The sequence below is a fragment of the Pseudomonas sp. MHK4 genome (genome assembly GCF_054600775.1).
Genome location: NZ_BAAIAK010000003.1, coordinates 106,712 through 133,556 on the forward strand (window position 1 = coordinate 106,712; position 26,845 = coordinate 133,556).

Below are 26,845 nucleotides of genomic sequence, written 5' to 3' on the forward strand. Positions count from 1 at the left end.
CGCTCAGGATTTGAGCAGTCTCGTTTGAAGGCCATGAACTCATCGCTCAAGCTCGAAACAGCTCCATTGAGCTGGAGGTATCTTCAAGTCGGTAACCCATCGCCCGGTACCCACTTTGGCGCTTATCCCACATTCGCATCAGCGCGGGATGCCCTGCATCGATGAAGTCGATTATGCGCACGTCCGCTTTGCTCGCATGCTCCCGATGCAAACGCCCAGCATACTGCTGAAGTGTGCCCTTCCAAGAAATGGGCATCGCCAGCACCAAGGTATCCAAAGGAGGGTGGTCAAAGCCTTCCCCGACCAGCTTACCGGTGGCCAAGAGTACCCGAGGGGCATCTGGAGACAGAGCAGCCAACTCATCCGTTAGCGCCAAACGCTGCTTTTTCGACATTCGCCCGTGCAAGGTAAACAGGTTCTGCACACGACCAACGAGTGCCGCTTCAATGGCGCTCAAGTGATCAGTTCGTTCCGTCAACACCAGCACCTTACGCCCTTCGTTAAAGGCTTTTTCCACTTCGAACGTGACCCGCTGGGTACGCTCAATATTGTCAGCCAGATGCCGGAATACTTCCTGAATACCCGCGCCCTCGGGCACATGGATCTGGCCTGGCAACAGTCGAGTTTCCACCATCAAATCGCTCGGGGCACTTGTTGACCTGCTTGCCGTATGTCGAATCGGCCCACACTGCATAAATATGATGGGGTGCTGTCCATCACGGCGTACCGGTGTGGCTGTCAGGCCAAGCACGTATTTTGCCCGAACACTTTTAAGGATCGCTTCAAACGAAAATGCCGACAGGTGATGGCATTCATCAACAATGACCTGCCCATAATTTTTCACCTGATCGCTCACCTCTCCTTGCCGTGACAACGACTGCATCACGGCTATATCGATGACCCCAGTCGGCTTGGCCTTACCACCGCCGATTGTGCCGACGAGACCTTTGCCGAGGCCAAGAAACATCTGCAAACGCTCCTGCCATTGTCGAAGCAGGTCAGTTCGATGGACGAGCACCAGCGTGTTAACGCCCCGGCGTGCAATCAGCGCGGCAGCTGCCACGGTTTTGCCAAATGCGGTTGGGGCGCACAGGATGCCTGCATCGTGTTGCAGTATCGCCGCTACAGCAGTCTCCTGATCCTCCCGCAATGAACCGGCGAAGTTAAGGTTGATCGGCTCTCCGGCAAAACGCTCATCCTGAACAATCGGGGCAATACCGTTATCGTTCAGAAGCTCCAACGCGGCATCCAGGCAACCGCGAGGCAGCGCGATGTGCTTGGGGAAGTTCTCGGCACAGCCGATGATACGGGGCTTGTTCCAGACCGACAGACGCATCGCCTGCGCCTTATAAAACTCTGGATTCTGAAACGCGGCCAGCCTGATCAATCGATTAGCCAGTGCCTGGGGTAGCTCGGTCTTTTCGAAGTAGATCAGGTTGGCCAACGTAACGGTCAACGTTGCCGGCATTGGGCAGGATAGCTGTTGTTCGCGGGGGGTCTTCCACGGCTCCGGCTGGTCTTCCTCCGCGACAAACGTTACGTCCAGAGGGTGGGCATGACCGGTCGCACACACGATGGCCGGATCGATATCCTCCACAGCCATAGACTGGATGCTGGCCAGGAATGCCCACTGATCGGCATACGGTTTCAGTTCATCGTCCACGAAGACGCTGCATCCGTGCTCGCGGGCTTTCTTTTGCAAGGGCAGTGCGATCAGGTTGCCGAAGCCGCCTTTCGGCATTCTGTCCTGGTTCGGGAACAGTCGGTCATACGAACTCAGCTTTAGTTGTCGAGTCCGAGCGCAGGTATGGCTAATAATCGCCGTGCCCAGCCGCCTAGCGTCTTGGGCAGTGACCGCTTTGGCGAAAAAAATCCATGCATGAGCACCATTGCCCGAGCGAGAGATTTCCAAAGCCACGGGTACACCCAGCTCGTGACAGGATTGGGCAAAGCCCAGCAAGTCTTCACGCCAGTCGGCCTCGTCAAAATCCACGGCAAGGAAATAACAGGTGTCATCGGTTAGCAGGGGGTAAACGCCTGCGACTATTTCGCCCGCCAAATGCCGATAAAGCACCTGGTCATTAAGCGGTACCAATTGGCGGAAGCTGCAGTCACCACACTTTATTTTCGGCTTCTGACAAACACCTGGGCGCCATTCATTGGCACAGGCCGGTGAATATCCTGCCTTACCGGCTTTGCTCTCCCAGCGTTGTGGGTACACATCAGTGCGTCCTCGAAACAAGCGCTGAAACAGCTTGAGCTTGGCCTCGGTTCCCAGATGCTGGGCGGGCAACTCGATCACTGAAATGGGCACGACGGACACGGCGACTGGCAGACGCCACTCGATAGCATTGGCTTCCAGCAAAGCAATCAATCGGGCATTTTCTGCCTGTAACTGTGCCAGTGAATCAGATTCAGTCATGGGGTCTCTATTCAATCCCGTGTCTCGTCCTTCCACGATTTTCTACGTTGGTCTGAGAAGCCAATTTCGCCATGGTCTACAGCGGCCAAACAGTGATGTTCATGACCAGCAACGCTATGAGTGGTGGGCCTTTAAGCCAAACGTGGCGGCGCTCGTAAACAATGGCTGACGGTGCTGAGTGAAATGCGCGGGCACCCCACGGAGAACGCCCTCTACCAGCCATAGTGGTTGGGTATTGTAATCTCCAGATCCAGCAGCCCGTCCGACTTATGGATAAGGGGATCAAGCCAATCCGCTTTGGCCTTAGCCCACTGTAAATAGGCAAACTGCACTTGCGTCGGGGCTCCGGCACCGTAAGTTACTTTTTCTAACTCGACAAGATACTCGCGAAGCGCATTGGCCCGTCGCCAATAGTGGGCGTCCTCTTCAAGCCGCTGTAGTTTTTCTCGCTCGGCATCCTGCTCCGCCTTTTTGGCTAAGGCTTCATCGCGTTGTATCCGACGCCCCACTTCAGCAATGGCCCGCTCTTCCTGCCCGATCAACAGCTCGACGGCGCGCCGAACCATCATGATGATCAGCTTGTTGAGCTGCTGCTCAACAGGCGTATGGGTGGAGTCCATAACTTTCCCGCCATACCCTGCATCGCCCAGAACATGAAGCTGGCCTGTGGGAACGTACTGCGGCGACGATATCGAACTCCAATGGATGCGTTCATTTCGCGCCAAGGCACGCGGCGGTGGACTGCCCTCAGAACGCTTGGTTGGCTCGAAAAAGCGCAGACCAATCTGTATCCCGAATATTTCGACGTTGCATCGATCACCCATGAGCACTGGATACCCCCGGGTCTCGAAGGCTTTGATCAAGGCGTCAGCAATACGAAGCGCCCGAGGCTGCATGGCAGCCGAAACCTTCATATCCAGTGCCCGCTGACGACGACTGGGGAAGGGCATGCCACGCTGATCCAAGACGGGATGACGCAACGCCTCCCGCGTCTGCACGACATAGACATGGGGATTGGTCAGCCGCTCTGCCACGCGTATCCGGTGAGTCGGCAGTTGCTCATATTCGATGACCGTTTGCAGCCGGGGATCAACCGACTCGATGGCGGGCACTTTGGATGGCGGGGCCGGCACCACAGCGTGATGCCATAGGTAGCGCGCAGGCCCGGTGTAATCCCGGAGTGGGGGTTGAGGCGGCACGCGCTTACCGGCTTTACGTTTTGCCCAATACCCTCGCATGGGCGTCGGTATCTGCAGTCTTGCACACAACTTTTTGAGTCCGACGTCAGACAGCCCATACTGGGGCGCGACCACTGACACGGGGTCAGTCCAGACCTGCTCCAGCAGCAAACCACGATCATATTGCTCCATGATCGGCTCCTCAATGCTCAGCCGCTAGCAAAACACACGTTGATTTCCACCGTTTTACCGTCATGCCAATATCACCGGTTCACCCTTCAACGGAAAGCCGCGAGCCATAAAAGGGCGCACCTGAGTTACATCGCCTGGGCCGGCCAGTAAGGGCTTCCGAAAATGTGCAATCGGCGCCAGTGGATGCCCGCCGCTGGGTCACACCAACCGGGTTTAACCTTTTGCCGGTTATGCGCAGGGCGGTTCGAATCCCCTGATGGCCACCGGCACACCCCGACCGGCTCAGACGGTGAGGAGCAACCCCGGCTCAAAGCCGGTGGCTTCCCCGGGATAACCGCGCGGGTTGCACACCATCCGCGTACCCGCGAGGACGTAATCCTCGGCCTCATGCACATGCCCGTGCACCCACAGATTAATGGTGGGCCCCATCAGCCGTTCCCACGCGTTGGCATACGCCGCGTCGAGATCGGTACCGGCATACGGACTGTTCTGCAGGGAACGCAGTGACGGGGCATGGTGCGTGATCACCACCGTGGGGCCGGCATACGCCACCGCCAACCGTTCTCGCAGCCAGGTCAGCGCCTGATGGTTCAGTTCCATGAAATCGGCCGGGCGCACCCGGCGGTAACCGGCGGTGCGAATACGGCGAAAATCCGTCATCTGCGCCTGCGCCAGTCGTTGCGCGCGCGCGGCATTGCCCGTCACGGCGTAGTCCGTCCAGGCCGTCGTGCCGAGAAAACGCACGCCATCGATGATCACTTCATCGCGCTCGAGCACTTGCACGCGCGGGGTTTGCAACGCCCGCAACTTTTCCAGCGTGCGGCTGAGGTGTCCGCCGTAGTATTCATGATTACCAACGATATACAGCACGGGACAGTTGAAGGTGCGCTCTGCCCAGACTAAACCTCGGGTACCGATATCGATATCACCGGCCAAGATCACCACGTCCGCGTCCACGCAGGGCGGCACGAAGGGGGTGAACTCCAAATGCAAATCGGAGAGCACGTAGATACGCATGGTACGACCTCATGATGAGTGGGCACGCTGTCTCATCCTCTAAGGGGCATGGTGATGCCGTGCCCAATCTATTCGCCTGCCACCACCGGACGTGGCATCGACCAGTTGTTCGCACCCGGTGGCCAAGTGAATCGATGGCGGTAGCGCCAGAGAACGCGGCACTGTCGTGGCGGCGCCTTAATACAGGCTGAACACCACCTCCAGCGTTTCGGCTTTGCTGCAGCCCTCGCCCAGAAGTACGTACACAGTATTACCGGTCTCGAAAAAGCCTTGTGTTGTATACGAGACCTCAAAGGTACTTCTGACCCAATAGCCCGGCGCAAAGCGTCCAGCGCTGTCGAACACAATGTTATGCGCCAACACGAGGCGCGGCGCCTTGCCCGGATGCTCAGCAGCCCACTGCGCCGGATCCACCACGAGCAGATCCACCAACATCCACTGCCTGACCAAACAGTAGGGTTTGTTCGGGTAGCGGCGCTGCGCTTCAAGGCTCGCCTCCTCCGGGCTGAGGCCTAGGCCCGCCGTCGGCGTGCCGGCACCATAAAGAAAGTTGGCCATCTGCGCTAATGGATTCGATTCGCTCATCTCGCTTACCTCCGTTGAATGATCAGCCGCCTGGGCCTGATATTGGCTACGGGGCACCATCGCTGGGCACCGGCCTAGGCAGTGGTCTGTGCTCAGTTATTGCAGCGCAGTCGGGGTGCGAAAAAGGCCACCGGCCATCAACCGGGCGAACTCATAGAACGAGCGTCGCCCCGCTGGGCCATCGAAGCTGACGATCACATACCACTCAGCCTCAATAGTCTTGAATGTCCAATAGCCCTGGCGCATCACCAGACTATCGATCTCGGCGGTACACAACGCAGTACCGTCGGCCACCCGTTCCAACACGTCGGCATACACGCGCCCGCAGGCACAATCACACTCGATCCGCACCTTGACCAGAAAGGCCGTCATGGATAACCACAGCTCACGGTTACCAAGGGCTTGCGCCAACTCGAACGACGCTGTCATCCGCCTAGCTCCCGGTTATTGCAGTCGGCCCGGAGTGGCGTAGAAACCGTTGGACAGAATCTTCAAAAAATCGATAAACGATCTTTTTCCGCCATCGGCATGAAAGGTGACGACGACATAGCGACTTTGGCTGGCTGTCCGGATGACGCAAAAACGCCCTTCCCGAGAGACGCTGTGGATGTCAGACGTACGAATGCGCTGGCCATCCCGAAACCGCTTTCGCATAGCCGGTCGCGCATCGTGATAAATAACCCCCACCGCACAACAACTGCTGATCAACACGTTGGTCAGGTAGGCCGTGACCGGCGCCGCAAACGGGTTGTGTAGCGCTTCCTGCAACCGCCGCTCAGTCCAGGTATCCGGGACGCTCATGGTTAGGTCTCCAAGTGGGACAGCGCGGGCCCGCACCGTCCATCCACCACGGATATTTGCAGATCAGCCCACGCCGGTGATGGGTGGCGGGCCCAGTCGGACGACCGACCGGAGGCGACATTGATCAAGGCGTCGGCGGACAACAGAACGCCACGCTGGCTGCCCTCGCGGGTAGCGTGCGCTCCTTGCGCCAACACGCCTTTGGTTTTGAGCGACTTGGTCAACCAAATCGACTTGCTTCCCAAACGCTCGGCGGCATCGGCCGCCACCACATAGCGCGAGAGAAACGTCACCAGGTTCGCCACGGAAACAAACACCCGGTGCTTGCCCTCGTCGAACTCGATGCGTGCAGGCAGCAAGCCCCTATCAATCCACGCCTTAATGGTTTCGTGTTTCCAGCGCGTGATCTTGGTCAGATCGGTAATGCTCAGGTCAGGCAGGGTCGGCTCTAGCCGAAGGTGACCCAGCAGTTCGTCATGATCAAACCCGAACGCGGCTAAGCCCTGGATACCGGCATCACTCACCACGGGCTTGATCTGACCGCTGAATATCAACCGGTACAGTTCATGGGTTTGCTGGCTGGAAAAACGTTTGCCGCTGATGTCCTCGAGCCCCAAGGTAGAGGCAGACGCGGCGTGGCGACAGCCTTCGGCCAAAGTATCGATCAGGCACTGGATGTCCTCCACGCGATAATCACCTTTGGCGAACAGCGGCTTATCGCTGTCAGGCACGCGGTTCAGCACACCCGACGCCAGTAAGCGTTCACGCACGCGGCGGCTGATGTTGAGCAGGCTAAGCAGTTCCTTGCCAGCGACCAAGCCCTTGGCGGCCTGCTGCTGCGCTTCCACCGCCGACCGATCGACCACACAGAATTCCACGGCGGCGCCACTCATGATTTCCCCCGAGAGTTGACCGGTCTTCACCAAGGAAACGATTCGATCTGGGGAGGAGCCCAGCAAGCGCGCCGCCTCGCTGGCGGTAAAGGTTTTTTTCAGCCCCAACAGTTCGGCAGCGATGTACTTCATTTTGCGGTTGATGGGAGCATCGGCCTGTTCCAACATCACGCTGCACACCGTGGCTCGAACCGAGCTGTAGGCGGCGGACGTGAAGGTTGCATTCAGTTCTTTGTACCAGGGGCCAAGGTTGTGGACGAAGCGACTGGACTTCAGCTGGTTAGCCGCCTGTACCTTGTTCTGCACATAGACACGAAAGCGTTCCGGTAGATCCTCTGCCAGCACAAAGGATGCTTCATTAATCTCCAACGCTCGGTGAAAGCTGATCGCGGCGTTTTTGCGCTGCGGTGTCGGCAGGGTCAAGTTCGCCAGGAACAGGAGAAACTTGTCGACATCCTCTGGCACGCCCGGCTCATCGCTCAGACCGCTCAGCACGCACGGACGGCTGGGCTCCGCCAGCAACACCGACGAGATGAACAAATTCGCCGCGTCGGCAGGGCGTCCACAAGCCTCGCTCAGCGCATAGCCGCAACGACAGCGAGACACCGCGCCGCGATTGAGTTCTGCTGGCGCGTCGCACTCGGGGCATTGCTCCATCAGCAGTACTCGATGTGTTGGGCAGGCGGTAAACAACTCATGGTGCCAAGCCTGCCGGATGTAGTCTGCCTGCCCAAGGCACTCGGGACAGACCGCGATCGCGGCCTTACGCATAAAGGCGCCGGTCACCAGCGACCCGTTAATCGTGGGAAAACTGGCCAGCCGTTGCAGTTGCTGCAGTTCCAGACCGTGATACTCGGCAATCGCCTGCAGTTCCCGGGGCGAATACTGGGCCTTGAGCCTGATCCCTATTGGGCGCAACAGGGCAGTGGTTGATCCAAGAAAATTCTCTTCGGCGAGCCGCAGTAAGTAACCGTTGAGACTTTCGTCAGCGAAGTCGGTCTCGGGAATAAATGCCAACATGCTATTGCTCCTAGACCTTCACACCGGCTTCTTGCATGACCTTGGCATACACCAAAGCCATGTGCTCGGTCTGGATCGTCTGATCGACATCGAACGGATTGAATTCGATCAGGCGGTTCATCACGGCTTGCTCAAAAGCCCTGGCAAAGGCCTCATAACGGGCGATCTTCGCTGTCCCAGCGAGTGCCTGCACCTCGATGAAAATCTTGTTGATGAGGCCATAACGGCCAGCCGTCGCGACGTACATGCGTTGGGCAAAGTCCCGGTCGTTGAATTCGAATGTGTCCCAGCCGCTGTCCTCCAGGTAATCGAGCGCACTGCCCAAGGCGCTGCGAAAGCTGATGTAATCCTTGCCTTGCCAGTAATACGGGAAGTACTCCACTGGACGTCGCGCGCGATCCGCCAGTTGTTCATTGGCGTAAAACAGGCCCATTAAACTTGGCAATCCTGCCAGCACGATACTGGCCTGGGCTTGGTCGAAGAGGCCTTTGAGAAAGTCCGCTGCCGCGCGCACGGTGGTGCTGCTACCGCGCTCAAGCATGTGCTGCGTTTCATCAAAGATGATCAGTCGTGCGCCGTGCTTGTTGACCGCTTTGATAAAGGCGTCTGTCGCAGCGACATGATTATTGAACAGCGCTGGATTCATATCGATACTCGTCAAGCAAGCATCCGGCAGCGCCCGACCGGTCAAATGCTTGGGGCTGACGACACTGATAATTTCGCGGGAGCGGCTCGTCCCCGACGTCGAATTCATCGCCCTGAAATTGTCCAACAGACACGTCTTACCGACCCGTGTCGGCCCGACAATCGGAAGGATTTGTGGATCACCTGCTCTGGCCCGCGTTAAGACCTCCACCAAATGACCATGCACGGTGTTGAACCGAGCGTGCCCCACCAATTCGTTGGCGATCGTGCTCATACCGTCCTCCGTGGCGCCGGACGGAACTCATCATCGCTATCGGCTAAGGTCGGAGTAGGAGGCAAAGGGCGCGGCTTCGGCGCGTGCTGTGCAAACTGCGCGGCGATGTCCGCCTTCTGCGCCTGTTTCTCGCGCGCACGCAATGCCTGGTTGTTGGCTTTGATGCTGGGGCGGCGCTGGCTGTCAGCGGTGAACTGCGCCAGCATTTGAGCATACACACGCTGATAGTCATGGCCGGACATAGTGGCGGAATGGCCCGAGTAGGCTTTTTTGAGGGCTTTAGCGACCTCAAAGGATACTTCCGGAATACCAACCGTCTTGTTCTCTAGCCGCATGTGGCTGCCGTCGTCCGGGTGCACGGCATAAATCACTGTGCAGTCTTCCGGATTGAACAGGATGTCGATGTCACTGAGGCTCCGTTCACGCGCCAGCACTGCCAGCGCCTGACTGTGGAACTGAAACCCCTCAAAATCGATACCGTAATGATGGATTGTGCGATTATCCCGGTTGACCTCTAACAGCAATTTTTTGAGTTGGTCGAGTGACGGTGGCGGTACGGGCAGGAAGTTGGTGAGCGCTTCATCCATGGCACTCTTGATGGTCATCGGCTTGCCATGGCGGAACCCCAGCTTTTGATTCGGTCGATGGATGTACACATCCGCGACAAAACTCACCAGGTGACGATAGATCTCTTCAATGGAGTAACAGGCTTCGGCCGCCGCTTTGGCATGCCGATTTTTGATGCGCTTGTCCTGGCTTTTTTTCGCCCCCGGCATCTTGCTGAACAGGCCCTCATCCGCCGCTTTGAAGAAGGATTCCACATGCGGTTTATCGTCGCCGCGCCCGATACGGGCATACTCGATTTGAATACCGAGTCGGCGCACGATAGCCAGAGCCAGATCCGAGAAATTCTCTGATGCGTTGTCGAGCACTACCAAGGCAATCCCACAGGGCTGCACCCAATTCGTTTCGATGCCAAACCGCGCGTTGAAGGCCGGGTCTTTCGGCATTAAAAAAAACTCAAACACTTTGAGCAGGGTGTATTCGCTGGGCTTGCCGCCACTGACGAATACACCTACGGGGTAGGAGGTACGCGCGCAGACCATGGCGTACAAGGTCAGCTCCGTGTAGCGATGCCCGTACTCGTCACAGCAGTACACATCAATCGTCTTGGCATCAATCTCCACCCGTTCAAAAGGCAGTTTGACGTCGTACCGACGGACGGCTTGCCGGTTCCACAAGTTGTAGGTGCGCGGGTCGAGTCGCCCCTCTTTAACCAGTGACTTCGGCAGCTGCAGGAGCATACGCGCGATGGTTTTGCGATCGACTTTCTCATCGGCTCCGGTGGCCTGATTGTGCGTCTTCAGTTCCTCGTTGACCATCAATGCCACGGAAGACAAATTGACTTTGTCGTCCTTCATAAAGGTCTGAATCAACACCTTCTCGGCGACCGCCTTCGCTGCGGTTTTTTTGGCCCAGCCCGTCCCCCCTCGACGACTGAAGTTGGGAATGAGACCTTCAAAACCTAAGCGTTTTAAGTCTTTGCGATAGCGCTGAATGGTCTTGTTTGACGGGCGTTTATGACCGTGCCGCTGACAGTATCTATCAATCTGTGCATCGCACGTCGACGGGTCGAGACCTTGCTTTTCCAGCGAACGCTGAAACTCGAGCAGTTGCTGACGGAAGTCAGCCTCGCGTTGTTCGCTGACCGTCCAGGAGCGCTGCGTGGCTTCAATTTTCCGTTGCGACAGCTCAATCTCGCCCGAGGCAATGAGATTGTAAAAAGCCCGTATATCGACAGCACGCTCTACTCCACCCTTGGCCTCGAGGACGATATCGCCCAATGTCGGCTTGATCGCCTTGATGACGTAACAAGTCTCCTGCCAAACCACGGCTTGGCTCACTTGCAGATTACTGTTCATAACGAATGACCTCGAATGCGCTCAAACTGCCGAACGCCGGAACGATGTCAAAATCCATGTGTTCAAACAGATGACGTACCAGGTCGAACTTTATGAGTCCAAGCAAAACTCCTGCGGCCAACTGATAGTTCGGCGGCACATCGCCGGTTAGCACTTGGGTGACGGGCCCCGTCAGCGCCTGAGGATCGCGCGCTTGCAAGGCAGCAGCCCAAATGGGGAGGGAAGGGGCAGCTTGCGCCAGGTACTGCATGAAGAGTTGAGCGTTTCTCAGGTAGTGGCCAGTAAAATCGGCCTCCGTGATGACAATGAAACGCAAACCTTGCTGGTGCAAAGCCTCGCGTACTTCCTCGAGCAGCACCCTATGCTCCTGCACGAATGCGTGGGGTTTAACTTCGACCACGACCTGTAGGTCGTCCAGATCCACGGCAAAATCCGGGGTGTAATACACCGCTCCCGATGGCTTTATCAGGTGCTTTGCCGCCAGCCGTTCGCCCGTTGCTAAATCAAGCGTAAACGGCTGCGCGCGATAGGCCCGCACCCGGGGATCTAGCTCTAATGCCTGCGCGACCGATTGCTCCAGTCGCGACTCCAGCCGAATTTCGACAAACCCATTTTTCGGCGAGCACATGACATGTGCCCTTCGCGCCCGCTTGGTACGCTTGGCGACGTCACGGCTGAAAGAAGGGCTTTGGGTATCAAGTTTCATTGGTACACTTCACCAAATATTCGAGCTGTCAGGTATAACCCCGACTCGTTAGACTGTCAATATTTGGTGAGGTGTACCCAAAAGGGTAGGCGCACCCTTGTATTGGTGGGGGAAGAGGAATGGGGAGACAGGCTAAACAGCCGTGGTACATGCTTTTTCAAGCAGTGCGTACTCGTATCAATGCCTATCAAGGCACTGACAGCATCAACTTACTGATTCGACAATTGGCGCAAGAGGCAGGTTATGACGCCAAAGTCGTCTCGCGCATGCTCAAGGCCGGTAATTTTCTCGTCAGCCTTGCGCCTACGCTGGCCCCGGAACAGGTCAAGTGTGGCTATGCGCATATTGAGCTCTTGGAACGCTTGCATCAGCTGGACGCTGTCGTCGCAACTTCCATGCTATCCGCGACCCTGGCGAACCAACACACCTTACAAACCTTACGCGAAACCATAACGCACTACGCCACCGTAGCCGGTACACCGGCCACCACTGCCCGTTCGAAAGCACGTAGCCGCGTGGCTAACCATGAGCGTCTGGCGTCGGCGGCCATCCTAGACGCGGGCGCGGATTTTTTTGGCTTTCCGGGTGGGGAGATCATCAAGGTCACTCACTCCGATTTTTTTAGCCAATTTTTCATGATCCAGCTCAACGGACAGCAGAAGGCTGCCATCTTTATTCGAGTTGGCGACACCTCCCGCAAGCAAGAAAAAGCCGCCGCCGACCTCCTGAAACTGGCTAGCATGGCCCGACCCTATTTCGAAAAAATCTGGTTCGTTTTCCCGGAGCCCTCCGGGGTCGTCCACGAGCTTGCGTATCATGCGCATGCCATCAAAGCGTTCGATAACTGGCTGTCCCTCGCCACCGTGAACGAAGAAGACCAGGCCCTAGAGAGATTCTGGAACCTCGGTCACGCCTTCACAGAAGAGCTGTTTGGCGGTAGCCCACTCAAATGGGAAGGCTTTGCCGTTCTAGATAGGGCCAAGAAAAATGGAGAGTTCTTACCGGTTCTGGAACCTTGACTGCGCCTAGGGTGGGCCCGAGAAAAAGAACGCAGGATCCACGTCCTGTAGTCTCCCAGTAGTCCGGTTGTTTGCCTGGAGAACCTGTCTCAATGACGCTATAACTGAGCCGGATCTACGCGATGGTCGGAAGTTTTCCGGCTGCCGCTACAGAGACGGCGACGGCGACGGGTTTCGCGGATTTTACGAATCCTTGGAGCTCGGATGCTAGCTAGGTTACGGGCCTAGGTTTGCCAAAAACTTTCCGATTTTTTTGCACATTTCAACGGTAGCGACCGAAGCAAACTAGGCTCCTCAGCCAATCGGTAAGCCTAGCAGGCATAAAGTATGTTTCCTTTGGGCTTTACCCTTTCGAGTTAAGCCGAAATGGGCAGCCTTCCCAACTGATAGGGGGCACGCCAAAAATTATTGGAAATTATGGCTGACGTATAATTGATCATTTTTTGATCAGTTGTCATCCCGTGCTCACGGCTTCTATGCATGGTAATCAAGGCGGAAGCTTTGCTCAGCAATCGATTCTCTGCATGTCAGCGCCAGCGCATGAAACGGAACGTGTGCGGAATTTAGCTAATGGATTCAACGTTGGGCATCATCTTCAGCCCTTACCGAACAGCTTCACAAAGGCAACGTGCTTCGCTTGGCGCCACGTCTCAGTCAGATCGCCATTTAGCTCCAGCGCTTCGAAAATGCTTTTGACTTGCTCATTGCTGATGAGCTTTGCCGTGAGCATTTTCTTGAGCAGCTCATGGCCGTGCCAAACAGCAATGCCGAAATCTTGAGCCAGTTTGTGCATGCCCAAGTCATCCGTGACCACTATGGCGTTTCGGATTTGACCAAACGCAAGCACTCGACAGTCCGTCGAGGAAGGAGGCGAGCGGCCCGCCGTGGTATAGACCGTCGGATTCATTAAGACCCAACCCCGCAGCACGCTTTGCGCAGCCTCCAACTGGCCTTTCTCGTCAGCGCTGAGGCGAACCTGCTTCGCAACTCGCTCAGCGGCGAGATCCGCACCGTCGAACCAAGGAAACTTGAACTTCAGTGCACCACTACGATGCACTTCTTCCTCAACGTCTTTCAGAATGGTCAGAACGTAGTTTTTCTGCCCAAACGCAACGCCCAACATCGGTCGCACACGCTTCGCGAGGCGTAGATACGCATTGGTATCCAGCAAGACGAGCGTGGGCGCCGCACTCAACGCGCCAGCTCGCCATACAGCGCGGAGGCATCACTGAGTGACACGTCCATGATTTGCTGGACATACGACGGGCCCGTTCCATGTTCGCGAATCATGCGCTTGAGTGCCAGGAAGAACTCCGATTGAAACACATTCGACGCAGCGGCAAGGTATTGCGCGGGTCTGGGCGGAATCGGATCAAACAAGAGCGTACTGACCAGCTGTGGGGTGGAGCTGTTGCGTACGGCGTGGATTGTCTTTTCCGGTACTCGCAAAGGTGGCAGCTGGTTTTCCGCCGCATAGCCCTGCGCCTGCTGGAACACCGTGTTCAGCGAAATTTGATGATGCCGGGCATGCTGTTGAAGAACATCCACCTCCCCAGCTACGCTGGACACTTGCGCCGCCTCGGAATACGCGAGTTGCGCACAGGCCTCAGGAAACAGCAGGGAACCGGCAAAGGCATCCGCAAAATCTTCCCCTGCATCACTCCCTGCCAGCTCAGGGGTGTAGACATGCGCCAACTCGTGAGCCATCCAGAACTTAAAGTCTTCCAGCTTGGTGTCCAGATTGACGAACACAAAAGTGACGTCTGACGCCGGCAATAGGATGTGCAGGGCATTCTTGTGTTGCTGCTTGTGTCCCCAGAGGACGGGCACGAGCACAGCTCCACACGCCTTGAATTCGGCGATCAGCGCTTCATACCCCAGCACACTGCGCTCACCCAATCCCAATTTATTGCGTACTTGGGACGCATCACTCTGCAAACGCGTATAGCTGGTGGAAGGCGACGAAATCTGAGTGCGTAAGGTGGGCAGCTCAGGCAAAAAATCAACGAGAGGCTTGAGCAAACCGCCGATACCCATCGCTTTCAGAATGTGTTCATCGGTGGTTTTGGTGCCCGCCTTCTTGCGGAACGCCACTACGGGCTGATCCGGAGGTGGTGCGACCAACTGCGAAAACGGCAACTGCAGCGTCGTGGCCAACTTCAGCAGTTTGTCCGGACGAGGAAAGTCCTTACCTTTGAACCAGTTAGTGACGGACTGCGCCGAGACTCCCAACTGATCGGCCAGGTCTTTTTGTGTCCAGCCACGCTGAACGAGGGCCGCGCGGAGCGACTCGGTATGTAGGGTATTTTGCATGGTAGGCAATGTAGTACCTCGCTTGGTCAAAATCAAGTTTGATCAAGTTTTACGCCCGCTACGGTTGTCAAAACTCACATGCACTTGAGGCACCGCCGATCGCTCACCGTCCTGCGCCAGGTGCTCACGGAGCAGGATCAGGCGAACCACAGCGTTCCGGACTTTCCTAAGCAGTCGTCAACTCCCCCCAATCATTGATCGAATCTGAGCACCAAATAACGCGCAACGGGCTGCTACGCTGAGACGTACTGAAAGATAAGGCGTTTAGCCACCACGGCCACAACGAGGTGTTTATGTGCAACGCATGGAATCACCCACTGAACTGCACCTGCGGCTGGGGTGGGGAAGGGCATTCGGGGCATTCGACCTTTTCCGATTTCGTGCCCGCGGCGCAAAGCTGGTGGCCACGTGCGCTGACGAGCACATACGACAGTTACGTCAATCCCAATGCCAGCTGCCCTGTGTGCGGCGCGGCGGTATTCTTTTACCAATCGCCCAGTGGTGGCCGGGTGTTCTTCGACGAACTCGGCCCGCCTTGGCCCAAGCACCCGTGTACAGACAACACCAGCCGCCCCGGAAGACTCGCTTCTGCCCCGAGCGCCAGCACCGAAACGGCCAGCTACGCTTGGCAACGTTCAAGCTGGCAGCCGTTCGCCATCGAGACGATCACCGGCATTGACAAAGATTTTCTCAGGATCACGGGCATCCTGGATCACCAGCCCCTTTGCCTCTACATGCAGCGGCTAGTCGAACATCATCTACAGACTCAGGCATTTTCCGAGAAATGCCTGGCCCAGGTTAAAGCCAACCCCGACACCAGCCAGCAGCTGTCGATCCTTCTGCCCCAGGGTGTGCCGATCACCCTCACCGCCTTCCTGCTGCTAGCGGATGCGCGAAGTGACCTGAATCAGCGGATTCAGGTGAAGAAAGCCCAAACCAGCGGCGCCCATTCCACCGTCGCGGCGCAGTCGAACAAACGCCCGAGCGCCCTCAGCCGTCAGCCAAACCGCCTCCCCCCGCCACCTCCTGCCAAGACCACGATGGCCCTTGCCTTCAGGAAGGCGCAAGAAAAGAAGGACAACACCTAAGCCCACCCACCCGCTCATCGACCGAGCTGCGCGTAATTGGCGATTATGGTCAATCAGCCCCCACGTGGGGGGCGGACACGGTCGACAGCCGCTACCACTCCGGAGACCGGATCTCGGTCATACGCTATACCAGAAGGGTGGGGCATGGCGTAGCAGTGGAACGAAGGGGCGGCTGATGAAGAAAGCCATTGCGCAGGAAACCCTGGCGGCCCTGGTCGAGACTGGGGCGGCGCGGGAGTTTCGCGTGCTACGCGAGGGCGAGGCCTGGCGCCTGGAACTGCGCCTCGGCGCCAAGTGGCTGCCGGTGCGGTCACGGCGTGAACCGGTGCGCTACTGGCGCTCACTGACCGCCGTGGGACGGTTCTGCGAAGGAGTGGGCATCAAGGTACTGACGGTCGAACTCTAAAGAAAGTCTCATCAACCAGGTAACTGACCTGTAACCGCAGCGTCTTACAGTGCCGCCGCGTAGCGATCCAATAGCGCAACCTGGCTGCGGGCTTTGAGTGCATGCAGTCGTTGCTTCAATCGTTCACCATCGGGATGCGCACAGGCAATCAAGCGCCCCACACGACCCATTGCACGGCGAACCAAAGGCTCCAGCTCTGTCCACGCCGTACCCTGCGTCGCCTGATCCTCCAACTGTTTTACTACCGCCCGAATCGCCTTACGCTCGGCCTTGGGTATGCCTGGGATTGCGTTAAAGATCGTCAGCCCGGTAACGGTCAAAGGCTCGAATCCATTTTTGGAGAGCACCGTTTGTCCGCGCTTGCGAATATGCAACTTTGAACGCTTCTGGTAGCAGCCCTTCTGCGCCAGCATGTGGGTGACCGCCGAGACGACGCTTGTTAGCGCTGATGAATCGATGGGCTTAATGGAGGTGATGGTGATGTCATCCGCGAACCTAGAATAATTGAATCCCTGCGCATTCAACTTGGCCACCAATGCCGGTTCGATATCCCAGAACACCAGGTTGGCTATATAGCCACTGCTGCTGGCACCTTGCGGCACGACGCCATGACGGGTTGTCAGCAGCGCCAAGATGCCTGCCACCGCCTCGGAAAACCCGAACAAGCCCACGAACAATTGCTGAACATGCTGCGTCTTGATGGAAGGGAAAAAGTCCTTAATGTCCTGAAGCACCACGCACTGGGCACGACCGTGGATGTGTGCATTGGAGTAAATACTGCGGCGTTTAACCGGATCTTTGATCCCTCCATGGAGATATGCCGGGAAGCGAACACGCGCTAGCAAACGATCTACGATTTTCCGCTGGATTCTTTTCAACGGCTCGTAAGCATCGTAGGTATCACGGGGGGTGCCGTCTTTTTTGGTTTGCGGCACATGACGATACAAGTTGGAGCTGCGCGTGGCCAAGCTTTCGAGGAGTTCGGTGGGCTCGCCTAGTGTCAGCGACAGCGCTTTCAGGCTGTGGATCGGTTTGAACGGATAGAGCGGAGCGTCCATTTCCTGTCTCAGAATGACGTGAGGCCGATCATCTGGATCGGCCTCACTAGAATTCGAATGATGTGGTTTGTTGCGTCATGAGATTACCTCAAAAATTGTATCTGCATTTTCGCAGATCCAATCCCAAGCAATTACAGCCTTTTCCCAAATCCAGATGTAGTACGGAATACGTTTGGCCACTTTGGCTGCCTGGACAGACAAAGTTTTTAAACGATTTCCCCACTTGTGATCTTTCTGCTGAGGGGCTGCTTCTACTTTAACGCGGGCATCTTCAGTGTTGTGCATGTGCTGATCGATACGAGTACCGACAGCTTTCTTTACTTTCTTCATGGTTACAGTTCCTTACGGTGGATTACTCCGCCGCCAGGTATTCCGGGCCGAATGGAACTTTGAAGATGCCGCTACAAACCACAGTTCTGCTTATCAAATCCTTGATAAGCCGTCCGCCGCATTTCTGTCGATTAACCGATGGAACGTCGCTGACAGCCTCGTGACGATTGCCACGAAACCCTCAGCGCTGAGCACATCGGGGTGACGACAGGTGTGGGGCGAAGGTAGCTCTGGAGAACACCAAAGCTGGTCAGTTTCCCGACCACCAACTGCAAGCCCGATTCATAACCATGTTTAAAGAGCACCTGGGCGGTAACACCCAGCAAGAACAGTTCTACAGAACAGGGAGGAAGTTTTCAACCTGAAGAAATGTTACCGGCCATGTCTAATGGCCGGTGACATATACAAATCAGATGTCGAGTAGGGGGAGGGACTTCACGATTTTCACTGTTTCTAGGCTCACCGAAACCACGCGCTGGAATAGCTCCAGTGGGTACTTGGGATTGTCCATGGTTTCAGTGGCCCAGTCGTTGGCGTCGTTGACGATGCCGCTGGTCTTATCGGTACGCACGGCTTGGCGCTCCATTACCCAGTTCAGCGCGGCCTTGCCGTTGACCACATAATCCCAGGCCACCTCGGGGATGCCCTTAAGGGTGATGCGGTGGTTGTAGATGACGGTGGTCTTGTCGCCCTTCTTGGCGAACTTCATCTTCTCTACGCGGTAATCGGCGTCGGTGAGCGTGCTCTTGGCTTCGATGGTCAGCGGGTACGGCTCGACGCTTTCGTAGTTCAGGTGGAGCTCGGCAAGGACTCGGCCTGCTTTGCTGAAGGCCCAGAAATCGGCGGCTTTTTTCACTGCTGGGATTCGCGGCAGCTCCTTGCTCAGGTTGTCGGCAAAGCGCTCGCGGTAGTCGGGCGAATGAAGAATTCCGTAGACGTAGTAGAACAAGTCCTCCTTGCCGAACTGCTCGCAGGGGTAGCACGACTGGAAGTGTGCCAAACTTTCGCCGGTGATAGCGTCTAACCGCTGGTGCTTTGCCGGGATAGCCTCATTGAACAGGTCATCACGCTGAGTCTTAGCTGCCCTTGGATAGACGTATAGAGGGAAACATTGAGAACCCGCCATGTCACCGAAATGGATGCTGGGAATTACATCAGTAATAAATGCGGAAAAACCGCCACGGAATCCTGGAGCAGAAAGACATATTACGCGGTTCTCTACAGTTGTATCCGAAAAATATTGATCTGTAAGGTACTTGCTCCAGTTGAGTCTTGAGTCCATATATAGCCACTGCCGGCAAAAGGGTCGGTAATTGGCCTTGCGCATATTGGACTCGCTAAATTCGTATTTTTTTCCCGCAGCTAAATCACCCAGTGTTTTCTGGCACCACTTGAATTTTGCCTCATCGCTACTAGGCACATAAGCACGAGGAAGTGAGTTGTAATAGTCTATTGACTCACTGATGGTTGCGGACAGCTCTGTCTTAGAGCTGTTGTAACACCATGCATCACGATTTGTTTTCATTCCAGACGAATAGACGGAAAAAATCGGGCTTCCGGCGCTACCTTTAAATGCCATCGACGACAATGACTCAAAATTATCGTTACGCTGCTTAAGCCAGTCCCCATGGTCGTCAGGGGTAATAGATTGCCATTCATCTATGCCGGCAATACTAGAATATCCAGCTATTTTTTCTAGCTTCTCTTCACGAGAAAGGTATTCACCAATATCGTGAAAGTAAATTTTTCCGTGGTGATCTGATTTTGGATTCTTAACAAGCAAGGAAATTGCTATAGCTGCCGAACTGCCTACCCCAAAGATTTGTCCGCCTTCTTTCTTCGCACGCTCACCGGAAGTTTTCTGACCGCGAAGCCCCCGCAAATGAAAAACATAAATACAAGAGAATTCCTCCTCTAAACATTTGCGGAGACCATCCATTATATTGGCCTCTAAGAAGCTGGCGTTGCTTACAAAACTTATTACTCCAGCGTCTCCAATTCTATCGCTCGCCCAGCGCACGGCTAAAATATAACTATCGTAAAGCGCCCGCTTATTGGTCATTTTAGTACGAGCAGCGTAAGTTTCTCGTATCCGATTTTCAAGATTCGGATAGCGCATATTTTGGTTATTTTCATTGGCACTACCTTGGCCAACTGAGTACGGCGGATTCCCCACGATAACCCGTATATCAAGTTCCTTCTGTCGCTTTCGGCGGGCGCTATTGTCTTCCAGCAACTCGTCTACCAAATCGTCCTTTTCGTACATCTGAAAGGTGTCGGTCAGGCAGATACCTTCGAAGGGCGTGTATTCGCCGATCACTTCGCCGTGGTAGGCCGCTTCGATATTGATGGCGGCAATGTAGTAGGCAAGCAGTACCAACTCGTTGGCGTGGATTTCGTGCTTGTACTTGTGAGGCAGCTCTTCCGGCTTGATCAGGCCCGACTGGATCAGGCGGGTGATGAAGGTGCCAGTGCCGGTAAAGGGGTCGATGATGTGAACGCCCTTGCTGCCGAGGGTCTGGCCGAATTCCCGTTGCAGCAGGTGATCGACGCTGTGAAGGATGAAGTCCACCACCTCGACCGGGGTGTAGACAATGCCAAGGCGCTCGGTCATTTTGGGGAATGCGTTGCGGAAAAATTTGTCGTAAAGCTCGACGATGATCTTCTGCTTGCCTTGGGCGTTGTTGATACCGGCAGCGCGTTGACGCACGCTGGCGTAGAACTTATCTAGCGTGTCGGCTTCCTTGGCCAGGTGGTGTTCGTGGAGCGCGTCCAGCACACCCTGCATGGCCTTGGACATGGGGTTGTGGTTGGCAAAGCTGTGTTCGTCGAACAGCGCATCGAACACTGGCTTGGTAACCAGGTGCTGGGCAAGCATTTCGACAATCTCGCCATCGCTGATGCTGTCGTTAAGGTCGTCACGCAGCTCAGCGGCAAAGGCGTTGAAAGCGACCTTTTCCTGGATGTTGGCCGGGTTCTCCAAGATGCCTTGGATGCGGTCGATATGTGTACGGGCGATTTTGGCTATGTCGTTGGCCCAGTCTTCCCAGTGATGGCGGTTGCCGCACTTATCGACGATCTTGGCATAGATGGCCTTTTCGATTTCACCCACTTCGTAGGTTAGCTCGGCCTGCTGAGTCATCTGGCCTTCGGCATCGTGTTTTCGACGCTTTTCGCCAATGCCGTACTGGCCTTTTCCGGCCTTGCCGTTGCTAGTGCCGCTGGATTTTTTCGCCTTCTTTTCTGCCTTGTCGGTGATGGCGATGACTTCCATTTTACGTGGGTCTGAGCCGATCAGATCGAGCTTGTTGACCATGGCGTCAAAACTATCGTCGTGCGAACGCAGCGCCTGAAGCACTTGCCAGACCACCTTGTAGGTCTGATTGTCATTAAGGGCTTCGTGGGGCTCCATGCCGGCAGGGATGACTACCGGCAGCACCACATAGCCGCGCTTCTTGCCTGGCGCGTTGCGCATGACTCTACCTACGGATTGCACCACGTCCACTTGGGAGTTACGCGGGGTGAGGAAGAGCACCGCATCCAGTGCTGGAACGTCCACACCTTCGGACAAGCAGCGCACGTTGCTGAGGATTCGGCAGGTGTTGGCCGGCGCGTCTTCCTTGAGCCAGTTGAGCTTGGCTTCCTTCTGGCTGGCATTCATACCGCCATCGACGTGTTCAGCCTCACAGACGATACGTGAAGCCTCATCGATTTCTTCGGACTCTTGGTATGCCTCCACCACCGACTTAAACATGCTGGCGATGTTGATTGAGCTGACCTTGTGCTTGGTGCCTTTGTAGTTGGGTGAGATGACCTGACAGAACGCGACAGCCCGCTTCATGGGCTGATCATCACCCACGAGGTTTTCTGCCAACCCCTGTTTGGCCAGCGCCTTCCAGCAGCCGACAATCTTGGCGGCGTCGTCCACCTTGAGCTGGTTGTCTTCGTCCTTCAGCAAGTCTTGTAAGCGGCGACTGATGGCGCTCTCTTCGACAGTGAGTACCAGCACCTTATAGTCGGTGAGCAGGCCGCGCTGGACGGCCTCGGAGAAGTTAATGACGAACAGCTCTTTGCCATATAAAGCCTCGTCGTCCATCGAGCAGAGGGTGACTTCGCCGGACTCGGCTTTGAGCTTGGCATTGTCGCCATAGATGCGTGGCGTGGCGGTCATGTACATGCGCTTGGCGGCGCGGATGTAATCGGCGTCATGGATGCGCACGAAGGTGCTTTCGTCATCATCGTCAAAGGTTGCGCCGGTTGTACGGTGCGCTTCGTCGCAGATCACCAGATCAAACGCTGCTAGGTCGTGTTCGTGCTGGGCACGGCTGATCACATCGATGGAGTGATAGGTTGAAAACACTACACTCATGTGCTCAGCATCGTGCCGTTTGAACATCTCCGACGCGAGGCGATCTGCTTTGGTGGTGGCTGGGTAGCGCAGCTCGTGAGTGAAGACCTGTACGGTGTCCTCCTCGGCTTTGCGCTTCTTACCCACATCGCTGTCCGAGCAGACGGCAAAGCTGTGGAGTGGGGTTTCGCTTTCCTGCGTCCACTCCGTAAGCGACTGCGACAACAGCGACAGGCTGGGCACCAGAAACAGCACACGCTTGCCCTTGCCAGCCTGCTGCTCGGCAATCTTCAGGCTGGTGAACGTCTTGCCAGTACCGCAGGCCATGATCAGCTTGCCACGTTCGGCGTTCTTGAGGCCCGCTGCCACAGCATTAAGTGCTGTTTGCTGGTGCTCCCGTAATTGCTTCTTAGCCTTGAGCACGATCTTTTGCTTGGGCTGATACTTCGCCCAGTCAATCTGACTATCTTCCAGTGCTTGCAGGTCGATTTTGCTGACAGGGGGCTGCTGGCCCTGCAAGGCATCTTCGGCGTGCTCACTCCAGTTATTGGTGGTGGTGACGATGATTCTGTGCGTGAACGGCGCTTTGCCCGAAGCGGTGAAGAAGCTGTCGATGTCCTTTTTCTGGACGCGATAGTCCTCAGCGTACAGCTTGCACTGGATGGCGTGGTACTCGCCTGTGCCCTGGGTGCGCGCCACCAAGTCGATTCCCGTGTCGCGACCGTCCAGCCCCTGTTCTTTTGCCCACTCTGCATACGTCCACACCTGGTCGTAGAGGTCGCGGTAGGTGGCCTCGTTGCGCAGATAGGCGCAGATCAACTCTTCGAAGTAGGTGCCTTTTTCGCGCTCTGAAGCTGAAGCGGCGCGATAGATGTCGAGCAAGGAGCAGAGGGCGGACATATAGAATTCCTTTTGATTACTGCTAGCGCAAATATCGAGCGCTAAATTTTTCAAGTCTATCAATAGGTATCTCTTTGAGCAGCTAAAAGAAAACCCCAGGAGATACGAGATCTACTGGGGTTTGTCTATGGCCACTAACTTTGGCCGAAAGGGCAAATAACTTTGCCCACCTACACCGGGATCAGAAGTCCAGGTTGGAAACCGCCAGGGCATTGCTTTCGATGAAGTCACGGCGAGGCTCGACCGCATCACCCATCAGGGTGTTGAAGATCTGGTCCGCGCCAATGGCGTCTTCGATGGTCACTTTCAGCATCCGGCGAACGCTTGGGTCCATGGTGGTTTCCCACAGCTGGTCCGGGTTCATTTCACCCAGACCTTTGTATCGCTGGATGGTGTGGCGCTTGGTGCTTTCGGCCATCAACCAGTCCAGGGCTTCCTTGAACTCGGTGACCGCTTTCTTGCGCTCGCCACGCTGGATGTACGCGCCTTCGTCCAGCAGAGTGCTCAGCTGAGCGCCCAGGGACACGACGGTCTTGTAGTCGTTGCTGCCGAAGAAGTCGCGGTTGAAGGTGACGTAGTTCGACAGGCCGTGGGAGATCAGTTCGACCTCTGGCAGCCAGACGTTACGCTCACGGTCTTCCCGCAGGCTGGCCTTGTAGACCAGGCCGGACTTCTCTACGGTGCGCAGGCGAACTTCGTACTGGGCCAACCAATCCTGCATCGCAGCGTGATCGGACAGTTGCTCCAGGCTGACGGCAGGCAGGTAGATGAAGTGCTCGGTCAGTTCCTGTGGGTACAGGCGCGACAGGCGCTTGAGGGTCTTCATCACCAGGCGGAAGTCATTCACCAGACGTTCAAGGGCTTCGCCGGAGATACCCGGTGCCTCTTCGTTCAGGTGCAGGCTCGCATCTTCCAGGGCCGACTGCGTCATGTACTCTTCCATGGCGTCGTCGTCTTTGATGTATTGCTCTTGCTTGCCTTTCTTCACCTTGTACAGCGGTGGCTGTGCGATGTAGATGTAGCCGCGCTCGATCAGCTCCGGCAATTGACGGAAGAAGAAAGTCAGCAGCAGGGTACGAATGTGCGAACCGTCGACGTCAGCATCGGTCATGATGATGATGTTGTGATAACGCAACTTGTCGATGTTGTACTCTTCGCGGCCGATGCCGCAGCCCAGCGCGGTGATCAAGGTGCCCACTTCCTGGGAAGAGATCATCTTGTCGAAACGCGCTTTCTCGACGTTCAGGATCTTGCCCTTGAGCGGGAGAATCGCCTGGGTCTTGCGGTTACGTCCCTGCTTGGCAGAGCCGCCCGCGGAGTCACCTTCCACGAGGTACAGTTCGGAGAGGGCAGGGTCCTTTTCCTGGCAGTCAGCCAGTTTGCCCGGCAGGCCGGCGATGTCCAGCGCGCCTTTACGGCGGGTCATCTCACGGGCCTTGCGCGCGGCTTCACGAGCACGAGCCGCGTCGATCATCTTGCCGACAACCAGCTTGGCTTCGTTCGGGTTTTCCAGCAGGAAGTCGGAGAAGTACTTGCCCATTTCCTGTTCGACAGCGGTCTTCACTTCGGAAGAGACCAGCTTGTCCTTGGTCTGGGAGCTGAACTTCGGATCCGGCACTTTTACCGAGATGATCGCGGTCAGGCCTTCACGGGCATCGTCACCGGTGGTGGCAACCTTGTGCTTCTTCGCCAGGCCTTCGGCTTCGATGTAGGTGTTGAGGTTACGCGTCAGGGCGGAACGGAAGCCCACCAGGTGAGTACCGCCGTCGCGCTGCGGAATGTTGTTGGTGAAGCACAACAGGTTCTCGTTGAAGCTGTCGTTCCACTGCAGGGCGATTTCCACGCCGATGCCGTCCTCACGCTGGATGTTGAAGTGAAACACCTGGTTGACCGGGGTCTTGTTGGTGTTCAGGTATTCAACGAACGCGCGCAGGCCACCTTCGTACTTGAACAACTCTTCCTTGCCGCTGCGCTCATCCTTGAGGACGATGCCGACACCCGAGTTGAGGAAGGACAGTTCACGAATCCGCTTGGCCAGGATGTCCCAGCTGAAGTGGATGTTCTTGAAGGTTTCGCTGGAAGCCTTGAAGTGGATCTGGGTACCGGTGGTTTCGCTGTCGCCAACGATCTTCATCGGTTCCTGGGGAACACCGTGTACATAGGTCTGTTCCCAGATCTTGCCGCTACGGCGCACCGTCAGAACAAGCTCTTCAGACAGTGCGTTCACTACAGACACGCCCACGCCGTGCAGGCCGCCGGATACCTTGTAGGAGTTGTCATCGAACTTACCGCCGGCGTGCAGTACGGTCATGATGACCTCGGCTGCCGAAACGCCTTCTTCCTTGTGCACATCTACCGGGATGCCACGGCCGTTGTCTTTAACGGTGATGGATTCGTCCGGGTGGATGATGATGCTGATGTCGTCGCAGTGGCCGGCGAGCGCTTCGTCGATCGAGTTATCGACCACCTCGAACACCATGTGGTGCAGACCGCTGCCATCGTCGGTGTCACCAATGTACATACCGGGACGTTTGCGTACGGCATCCAGGCCTTTCAGCACTTTAATGCTCGTTGAGTCGTACGTATTTTCTTCGCTCAATGCCTTCACTCCCGATGGTCGTGGGTCTGGGTGATACGGCCCTGTTCCACGTGGAACAGGGCGACTGGCGTTTCCGTCTGCCAGCCTTCCCTCAATAATTCGTGGTCTACACAGGTGATGAACACCTGGCAGCGTAAGTCTTCCAGCAAGCGGCAAAGCGCACGGCGGTGCTGCTCGTCCAGTTCGGACGGCAAGTCATCCACCAGATAAATACACTGACCGCGTCGGGCCTGGCTGACCAGGTGACCCTGGGCGATCCGCAATGCACAGACCACCAACTTCTGCTGTCCTCGGGACAAGATGTCCGCGGCATTGTGAGCGCCCAATTTGAGGCGCAAATCAGCACGTTGCGGTCCTGCCTGGGTATGCCCCATCTGCTGATCCCGCTGAAGGGATCCGGCGAGCACAGCGCTCAGTTCACGGTCTTTGTCCCAGCCCCGGTAATAGCTGAGCGTTAGGCCCTCGAGCTCAACCAGCTCACCCAAGGTCTGCTCAAACACCGGTTTCAAGGCTTTGATATAGGCGCGGCGGTATTCATCTATTTCAGCGCTGGCCTGGCACAGTTCCCTGTCCCAAACCGCTTGCGAAACGGCGTCAAGTGTACCATGCCGCAGCCAAGAGTTTCTCTGGCGCAGGGCCTTCTGCAGGCGTTGCCAGGTGGACATGAATCGGGGTTCCACGTGGAACACGCCCCAGTCGAGAAACTGTCGGCGAATCTTCGGCGCGCCTTCCAGCAAGCGAAAGCTGTCCGGGTTGATCAACTGCAGCGGCAGGATCTCGGCCAGCTGCGCGGCACTGCGCGCGTTCTGCCCGTCGATGCGGATCTGGAACTCCCCCTGGCGGTCCCGGGAGATGCCCAGGGCGCTGTGTCCGCCTTCAGCCAACTCGACCTGGCCAAAGACCGTGCAGGCCAACTGCTCGTACTGAATGACCGGCAACAACCGGGTACTACGAAACGAACGCGCAAGCCCCAGCAGGTGAATGGCTTCCAGGACACTGGTTTTGCCGCTGCCGTTGGCGCCGTAAAGAATATTGATTCGGGGGGAGGGGGAGAAGGTCACCGGGTGCAGATTGCGCACCGCGGTGACCGAGACGCGACTTAAGGACATCTAGCTTCTGCTGAACATGA

The 26,845-nt window shown here is 56.4% G+C and carries 20 protein-coding genes; 3 read left to right on the forward strand and 17 right to left on the reverse strand.

Annotated features, from left to right (window positions below; all coding sequences use genetic code 11):
- Positions 1–46: 46 nt before the first annotated feature.
- The 10 genes from ACYP2Q_RS09130 to ACYP2Q_RS09175 all read right to left on the reverse strand — a co-directional run bounded on the left by ACYP2Q_RS09130 (position 47) and on the right by ACYP2Q_RS09175 (position 11,655).
- Positions 47–2,422, reverse strand: coding sequence for a TOTE conflict system archaeo-eukaryotic primase domain-containing protein (locus ACYP2Q_RS09130; protein ID WP_459730185.1), 2,376 nt, complete (start codon positions 2,420–2,422; stop codon positions 47–49).
- Positions 2,423–2,634: 212 nt separating this feature from the next.
- Positions 2,635–3,792 carry a hypothetical protein gene (locus tag ACYP2Q_RS09135; protein ID WP_459730186.1) on the reverse strand — a complete coding sequence of 386 codons (1,158 nt, stop codon included), beginning with the start codon at positions 3,790–3,792 and terminating at the stop codon, positions 2,635–2,637.
- 282 nt (positions 3,793–4,074) lie between these two features.
- Complete coding sequence (locus ACYP2Q_RS09140; protein WP_459730187.1) at positions 4,075–4,809, reverse strand: metallophosphoesterase; 735 nt, start codon at positions 4,807–4,809, stop codon at positions 4,075–4,077.
- A 177-nt stretch (positions 4,810–4,986) separates the two neighbouring features.
- Positions 4,987–5,394: a DUF6957 family protein gene (locus ACYP2Q_RS09145; RefSeq protein ID WP_459730188.1), complete on the reverse strand. Its 408-nt coding sequence runs from the start codon at positions 5,392–5,394 to the stop codon at positions 4,987–4,989.
- 96 nt (positions 5,395–5,490) lie between these two features.
- Entirely contained in the window at positions 5,491–5,823 is a 333-nt protein-coding gene (locus ACYP2Q_RS09150) for a hypothetical protein (RefSeq protein WP_459730189.1), read from the reverse strand.
- A gap of 15 nt (positions 5,824–5,838) precedes the next feature.
- A complete protein-coding gene (locus ACYP2Q_RS09155) occupies positions 5,839–6,195 on the reverse strand; it encodes a hypothetical protein (protein ID WP_459730190.1) in 357 nt (118 codons plus the stop codon).
- Positions 6,196–6,197: 2 nt separating this feature from the next.
- Complete coding sequence (locus ACYP2Q_RS09160; protein ID WP_459730191.1) at positions 6,198–8,108, reverse strand: TniQ family protein; 1,911 nt, start codon at positions 8,106–8,108, stop codon at positions 6,198–6,200.
- A 10-nt stretch (positions 8,109–8,118) separates the two neighbouring features.
- Positions 8,119–9,027 carry a TniB family NTP-binding protein gene (locus ACYP2Q_RS09165; RefSeq protein ID WP_459730192.1) on the reverse strand — a complete coding sequence of 303 codons (909 nt, stop codon included), beginning with the start codon at positions 9,025–9,027 and terminating at the stop codon, positions 8,119–8,121.
- Positions 9,024–10,949, reverse strand: coding sequence for a Mu transposase C-terminal domain-containing protein (locus tag ACYP2Q_RS09170; RefSeq protein ID WP_459730193.1), 1,926 nt, complete (start codon positions 10,947–10,949; stop codon positions 9,024–9,026). Before ACYP2Q_RS09170 ends, ACYP2Q_RS09165 begins: the two co-directional genes overlap by 4 nt.
- Positions 10,939–11,655 carry a TnsA endonuclease N-terminal domain-containing protein gene (locus ACYP2Q_RS09175; RefSeq protein WP_459730194.1) on the reverse strand — a complete coding sequence of 239 codons (717 nt, stop codon included), beginning with the start codon at positions 11,653–11,655 and terminating at the stop codon, positions 10,939–10,941. The genes ACYP2Q_RS09170 and ACYP2Q_RS09175 overlap by 11 nt, the downstream gene beginning before the upstream one ends.
- Before the next feature lie 149 nt (positions 11,656–11,804).
- Here ACYP2Q_RS09175 and ACYP2Q_RS09180 point away from each other — a divergent pair, with 149 nt between their 5' ends.
- On the forward strand, positions 11,805–12,674 hold the full coding sequence (locus ACYP2Q_RS09180) for a hypothetical protein (RefSeq protein ID WP_459730195.1): 870 nt from the start codon (positions 11,805–11,807) through the stop codon (positions 12,672–12,674).
- A 595-nt stretch (positions 12,675–13,269) separates the two neighbouring features.
- On the opposite strand, the gene ACYP2Q_RS09185 is transcribed toward ACYP2Q_RS09180, so the two are convergent.
- Together ACYP2Q_RS09185 and ACYP2Q_RS09190 are read right to left on the reverse strand one after the other, a co-directional pair.
- The gene (locus ACYP2Q_RS09185; protein ID WP_459730196.1) at positions 13,270–13,869 is read right to left on the reverse strand and encodes a hypothetical protein; all 600 of its coding nucleotides are present in this window, start codon (positions 13,867–13,869) and stop codon (positions 13,270–13,272) included.
- The gene (locus ACYP2Q_RS09190) at positions 13,866–14,987 is read right to left on the reverse strand and encodes an ImmA/IrrE family metallo-endopeptidase (RefSeq protein ID WP_459730197.1); all 1,122 of its coding nucleotides are present in this window, start codon (positions 14,985–14,987) and stop codon (positions 13,866–13,868) included. Before ACYP2Q_RS09190 ends, ACYP2Q_RS09185 begins: the two co-directional genes overlap by 4 nt.
- A 293-nt stretch (positions 14,988–15,280) precedes the next feature.
- Between ACYP2Q_RS09190 and ACYP2Q_RS09195 the strand changes: the two genes are divergently transcribed.
- Together ACYP2Q_RS09195 and ACYP2Q_RS09200 are read left to right on the forward strand one after the other, a co-directional pair.
- Complete coding sequence (locus tag ACYP2Q_RS09195; protein ID WP_459730198.1) at positions 15,281–16,075, forward strand: hypothetical protein; 795 nt, start codon at positions 15,281–15,283, stop codon at positions 16,073–16,075.
- Positions 16,076–16,250: 175 nt separating this feature from the next.
- On the forward strand, positions 16,251–16,481 hold the full coding sequence (locus tag ACYP2Q_RS09200) for a hypothetical protein (protein WP_459730199.1): 231 nt from the start codon (positions 16,251–16,253) through the stop codon (positions 16,479–16,481).
- 44 nt (positions 16,482–16,525) lie between these two features.
- On the opposite strand, the gene ACYP2Q_RS09205 is transcribed toward ACYP2Q_RS09200, so the two are convergent.
- The 5 genes from ACYP2Q_RS09205 to recF form a co-directional block, all read right to left on the reverse strand.
- Positions 16,526–17,539 carry a reverse transcriptase family protein gene (locus ACYP2Q_RS09205; protein WP_459730200.1) on the reverse strand — a complete coding sequence of 338 codons (1,014 nt, stop codon included), beginning with the start codon at positions 17,537–17,539 and terminating at the stop codon, positions 16,526–16,528.
- 75 nt (positions 17,540–17,614) lie between these two features.
- Positions 17,615–17,869: a hypothetical protein gene (locus ACYP2Q_RS09210; RefSeq protein WP_459730201.1), complete on the reverse strand. Its 255-nt coding sequence runs from the start codon at positions 17,867–17,869 to the stop codon at positions 17,615–17,617.
- 409 nt (positions 17,870–18,278) lie between these two features.
- On the reverse strand, positions 18,279–23,117 hold the full coding sequence (locus ACYP2Q_RS09215; protein ID WP_459730202.1) for a DEAD/DEAH box helicase: 4,839 nt from the start codon (positions 23,115–23,117) through the stop codon (positions 18,279–18,281).
- Positions 23,118–23,298: 181 nt separating this feature from the next.
- On the reverse strand, positions 23,299–25,716 hold the full coding sequence (gyrB, locus tag ACYP2Q_RS09220; RefSeq protein ID WP_077185067.1) for a DNA topoisomerase (ATP-hydrolyzing) subunit B: 2,418 nt from the start codon (positions 25,714–25,716) through the stop codon (positions 23,299–23,301).
- Between the two features lie 5 nt (positions 25,717–25,721).
- Positions 25,722–26,825, reverse strand: coding sequence for a DNA replication/repair protein RecF (recF, locus tag ACYP2Q_RS09225; RefSeq protein WP_459730203.1), 1,104 nt, complete (start codon positions 26,823–26,825; stop codon positions 25,722–25,724).
- Positions 26,826–26,845 lie beyond the last annotated feature (20 nt).

Coding starts and splice junctions, on each gene's coding strand:
- ACYP2Q_RS09145 (WP_459730188.1), bottom strand. CDS start 5,394: ATGAGCGAATCGAATCCATTAGCGCAGATGGCCAACTTTCTTTATGGT.
- ACYP2Q_RS09160 (WP_459730191.1), bottom strand. CDS start 8,108: ATGTTGGCATTTATTCCCGAGACCGACTTCGCTGACGAAAGTCTCAAC.
- ACYP2Q_RS09190 (WP_459730197.1), bottom strand. CDS start 14,987: ATGCAAAATACCCTACATACCGAGTCGCTCCGCGCGGCCCTCGTTCAG.
- ACYP2Q_RS09200 (WP_459730199.1), top strand. CDS start 16,251: ATGAAGAAAGCCATTGCGCAGGAAACCCTGGCGGCCCTGGTCGAGACT.
- ACYP2Q_RS09140 (WP_459730187.1), bottom strand. CDS start 4,809: ATGCGTATCTACGTGCTCTCCGATTTGCATTTGGAGTTCACCCCCTTC.
- ACYP2Q_RS09215 (WP_459730202.1), bottom strand. CDS start 23,117: ATGTCCGCCCTCTGCTCCTTGCTCGACATCTATCGCGCCGCTTCAGCT.
- ACYP2Q_RS09130 (WP_459730185.1), bottom strand. CDS start 2,422: ATGACTGAATCTGATTCACTGGCACAGTTACAGGCAGAAAATGCCCGA.
- ACYP2Q_RS09195 (WP_459730198.1), top strand. CDS start 15,281: ATGTGCAACGCATGGAATCACCCACTGAACTGCACCTGCGGCTGGGGT.
- recF (WP_459730203.1), bottom strand. CDS start 26,825: ATGTCCTTAAGTCGCGTCTCGGTCACCGCGGTGCGCAATCTGCACCCG.
- ACYP2Q_RS09210 (WP_459730201.1), bottom strand. CDS start 17,869: ATGAAGAAAGTAAAGAAAGCTGTCGGTACTCGTATCGATCAGCACATG.
- ACYP2Q_RS09155 (WP_459730190.1), bottom strand. CDS start 6,195: ATGAGCGTCCCGGATACCTGGACTGAGCGGCGGTTGCAGGAAGCGCTA.
- ACYP2Q_RS09175 (WP_459730194.1), bottom strand. CDS start 11,655: ATGAAACTTGATACCCAAAGCCCTTCTTTCAGCCGTGACGTCGCCAAG.
- ACYP2Q_RS09180 (WP_459730195.1), top strand. CDS start 11,805: ATGCTTTTTCAAGCAGTGCGTACTCGTATCAATGCCTATCAAGGCACT.
- ACYP2Q_RS09170 (WP_459730193.1), bottom strand. CDS start 10,949: ATGAACAGTAATCTGCAAGTGAGCCAAGCCGTGGTTTGGCAGGAGACT.
- ACYP2Q_RS09205 (WP_459730200.1), bottom strand. CDS start 17,539: ATGGACGCTCCGCTCTATCCGTTCAAACCGATCCACAGCCTGAAAGCG.
- ACYP2Q_RS09150 (WP_459730189.1), bottom strand. CDS start 5,823: ATGACAGCGTCGTTCGAGTTGGCGCAAGCCCTTGGTAACCGTGAGCTG.
- ACYP2Q_RS09165 (WP_459730192.1), bottom strand. CDS start 9,027: ATGAGCACGATCGCCAACGAATTGGTGGGGCACGCTCGGTTCAACACC.
- ACYP2Q_RS09135 (WP_459730186.1), bottom strand. CDS start 3,792: ATGGAGCAATATGATCGTGGTTTGCTGCTGGAGCAGGTCTGGACTGAC.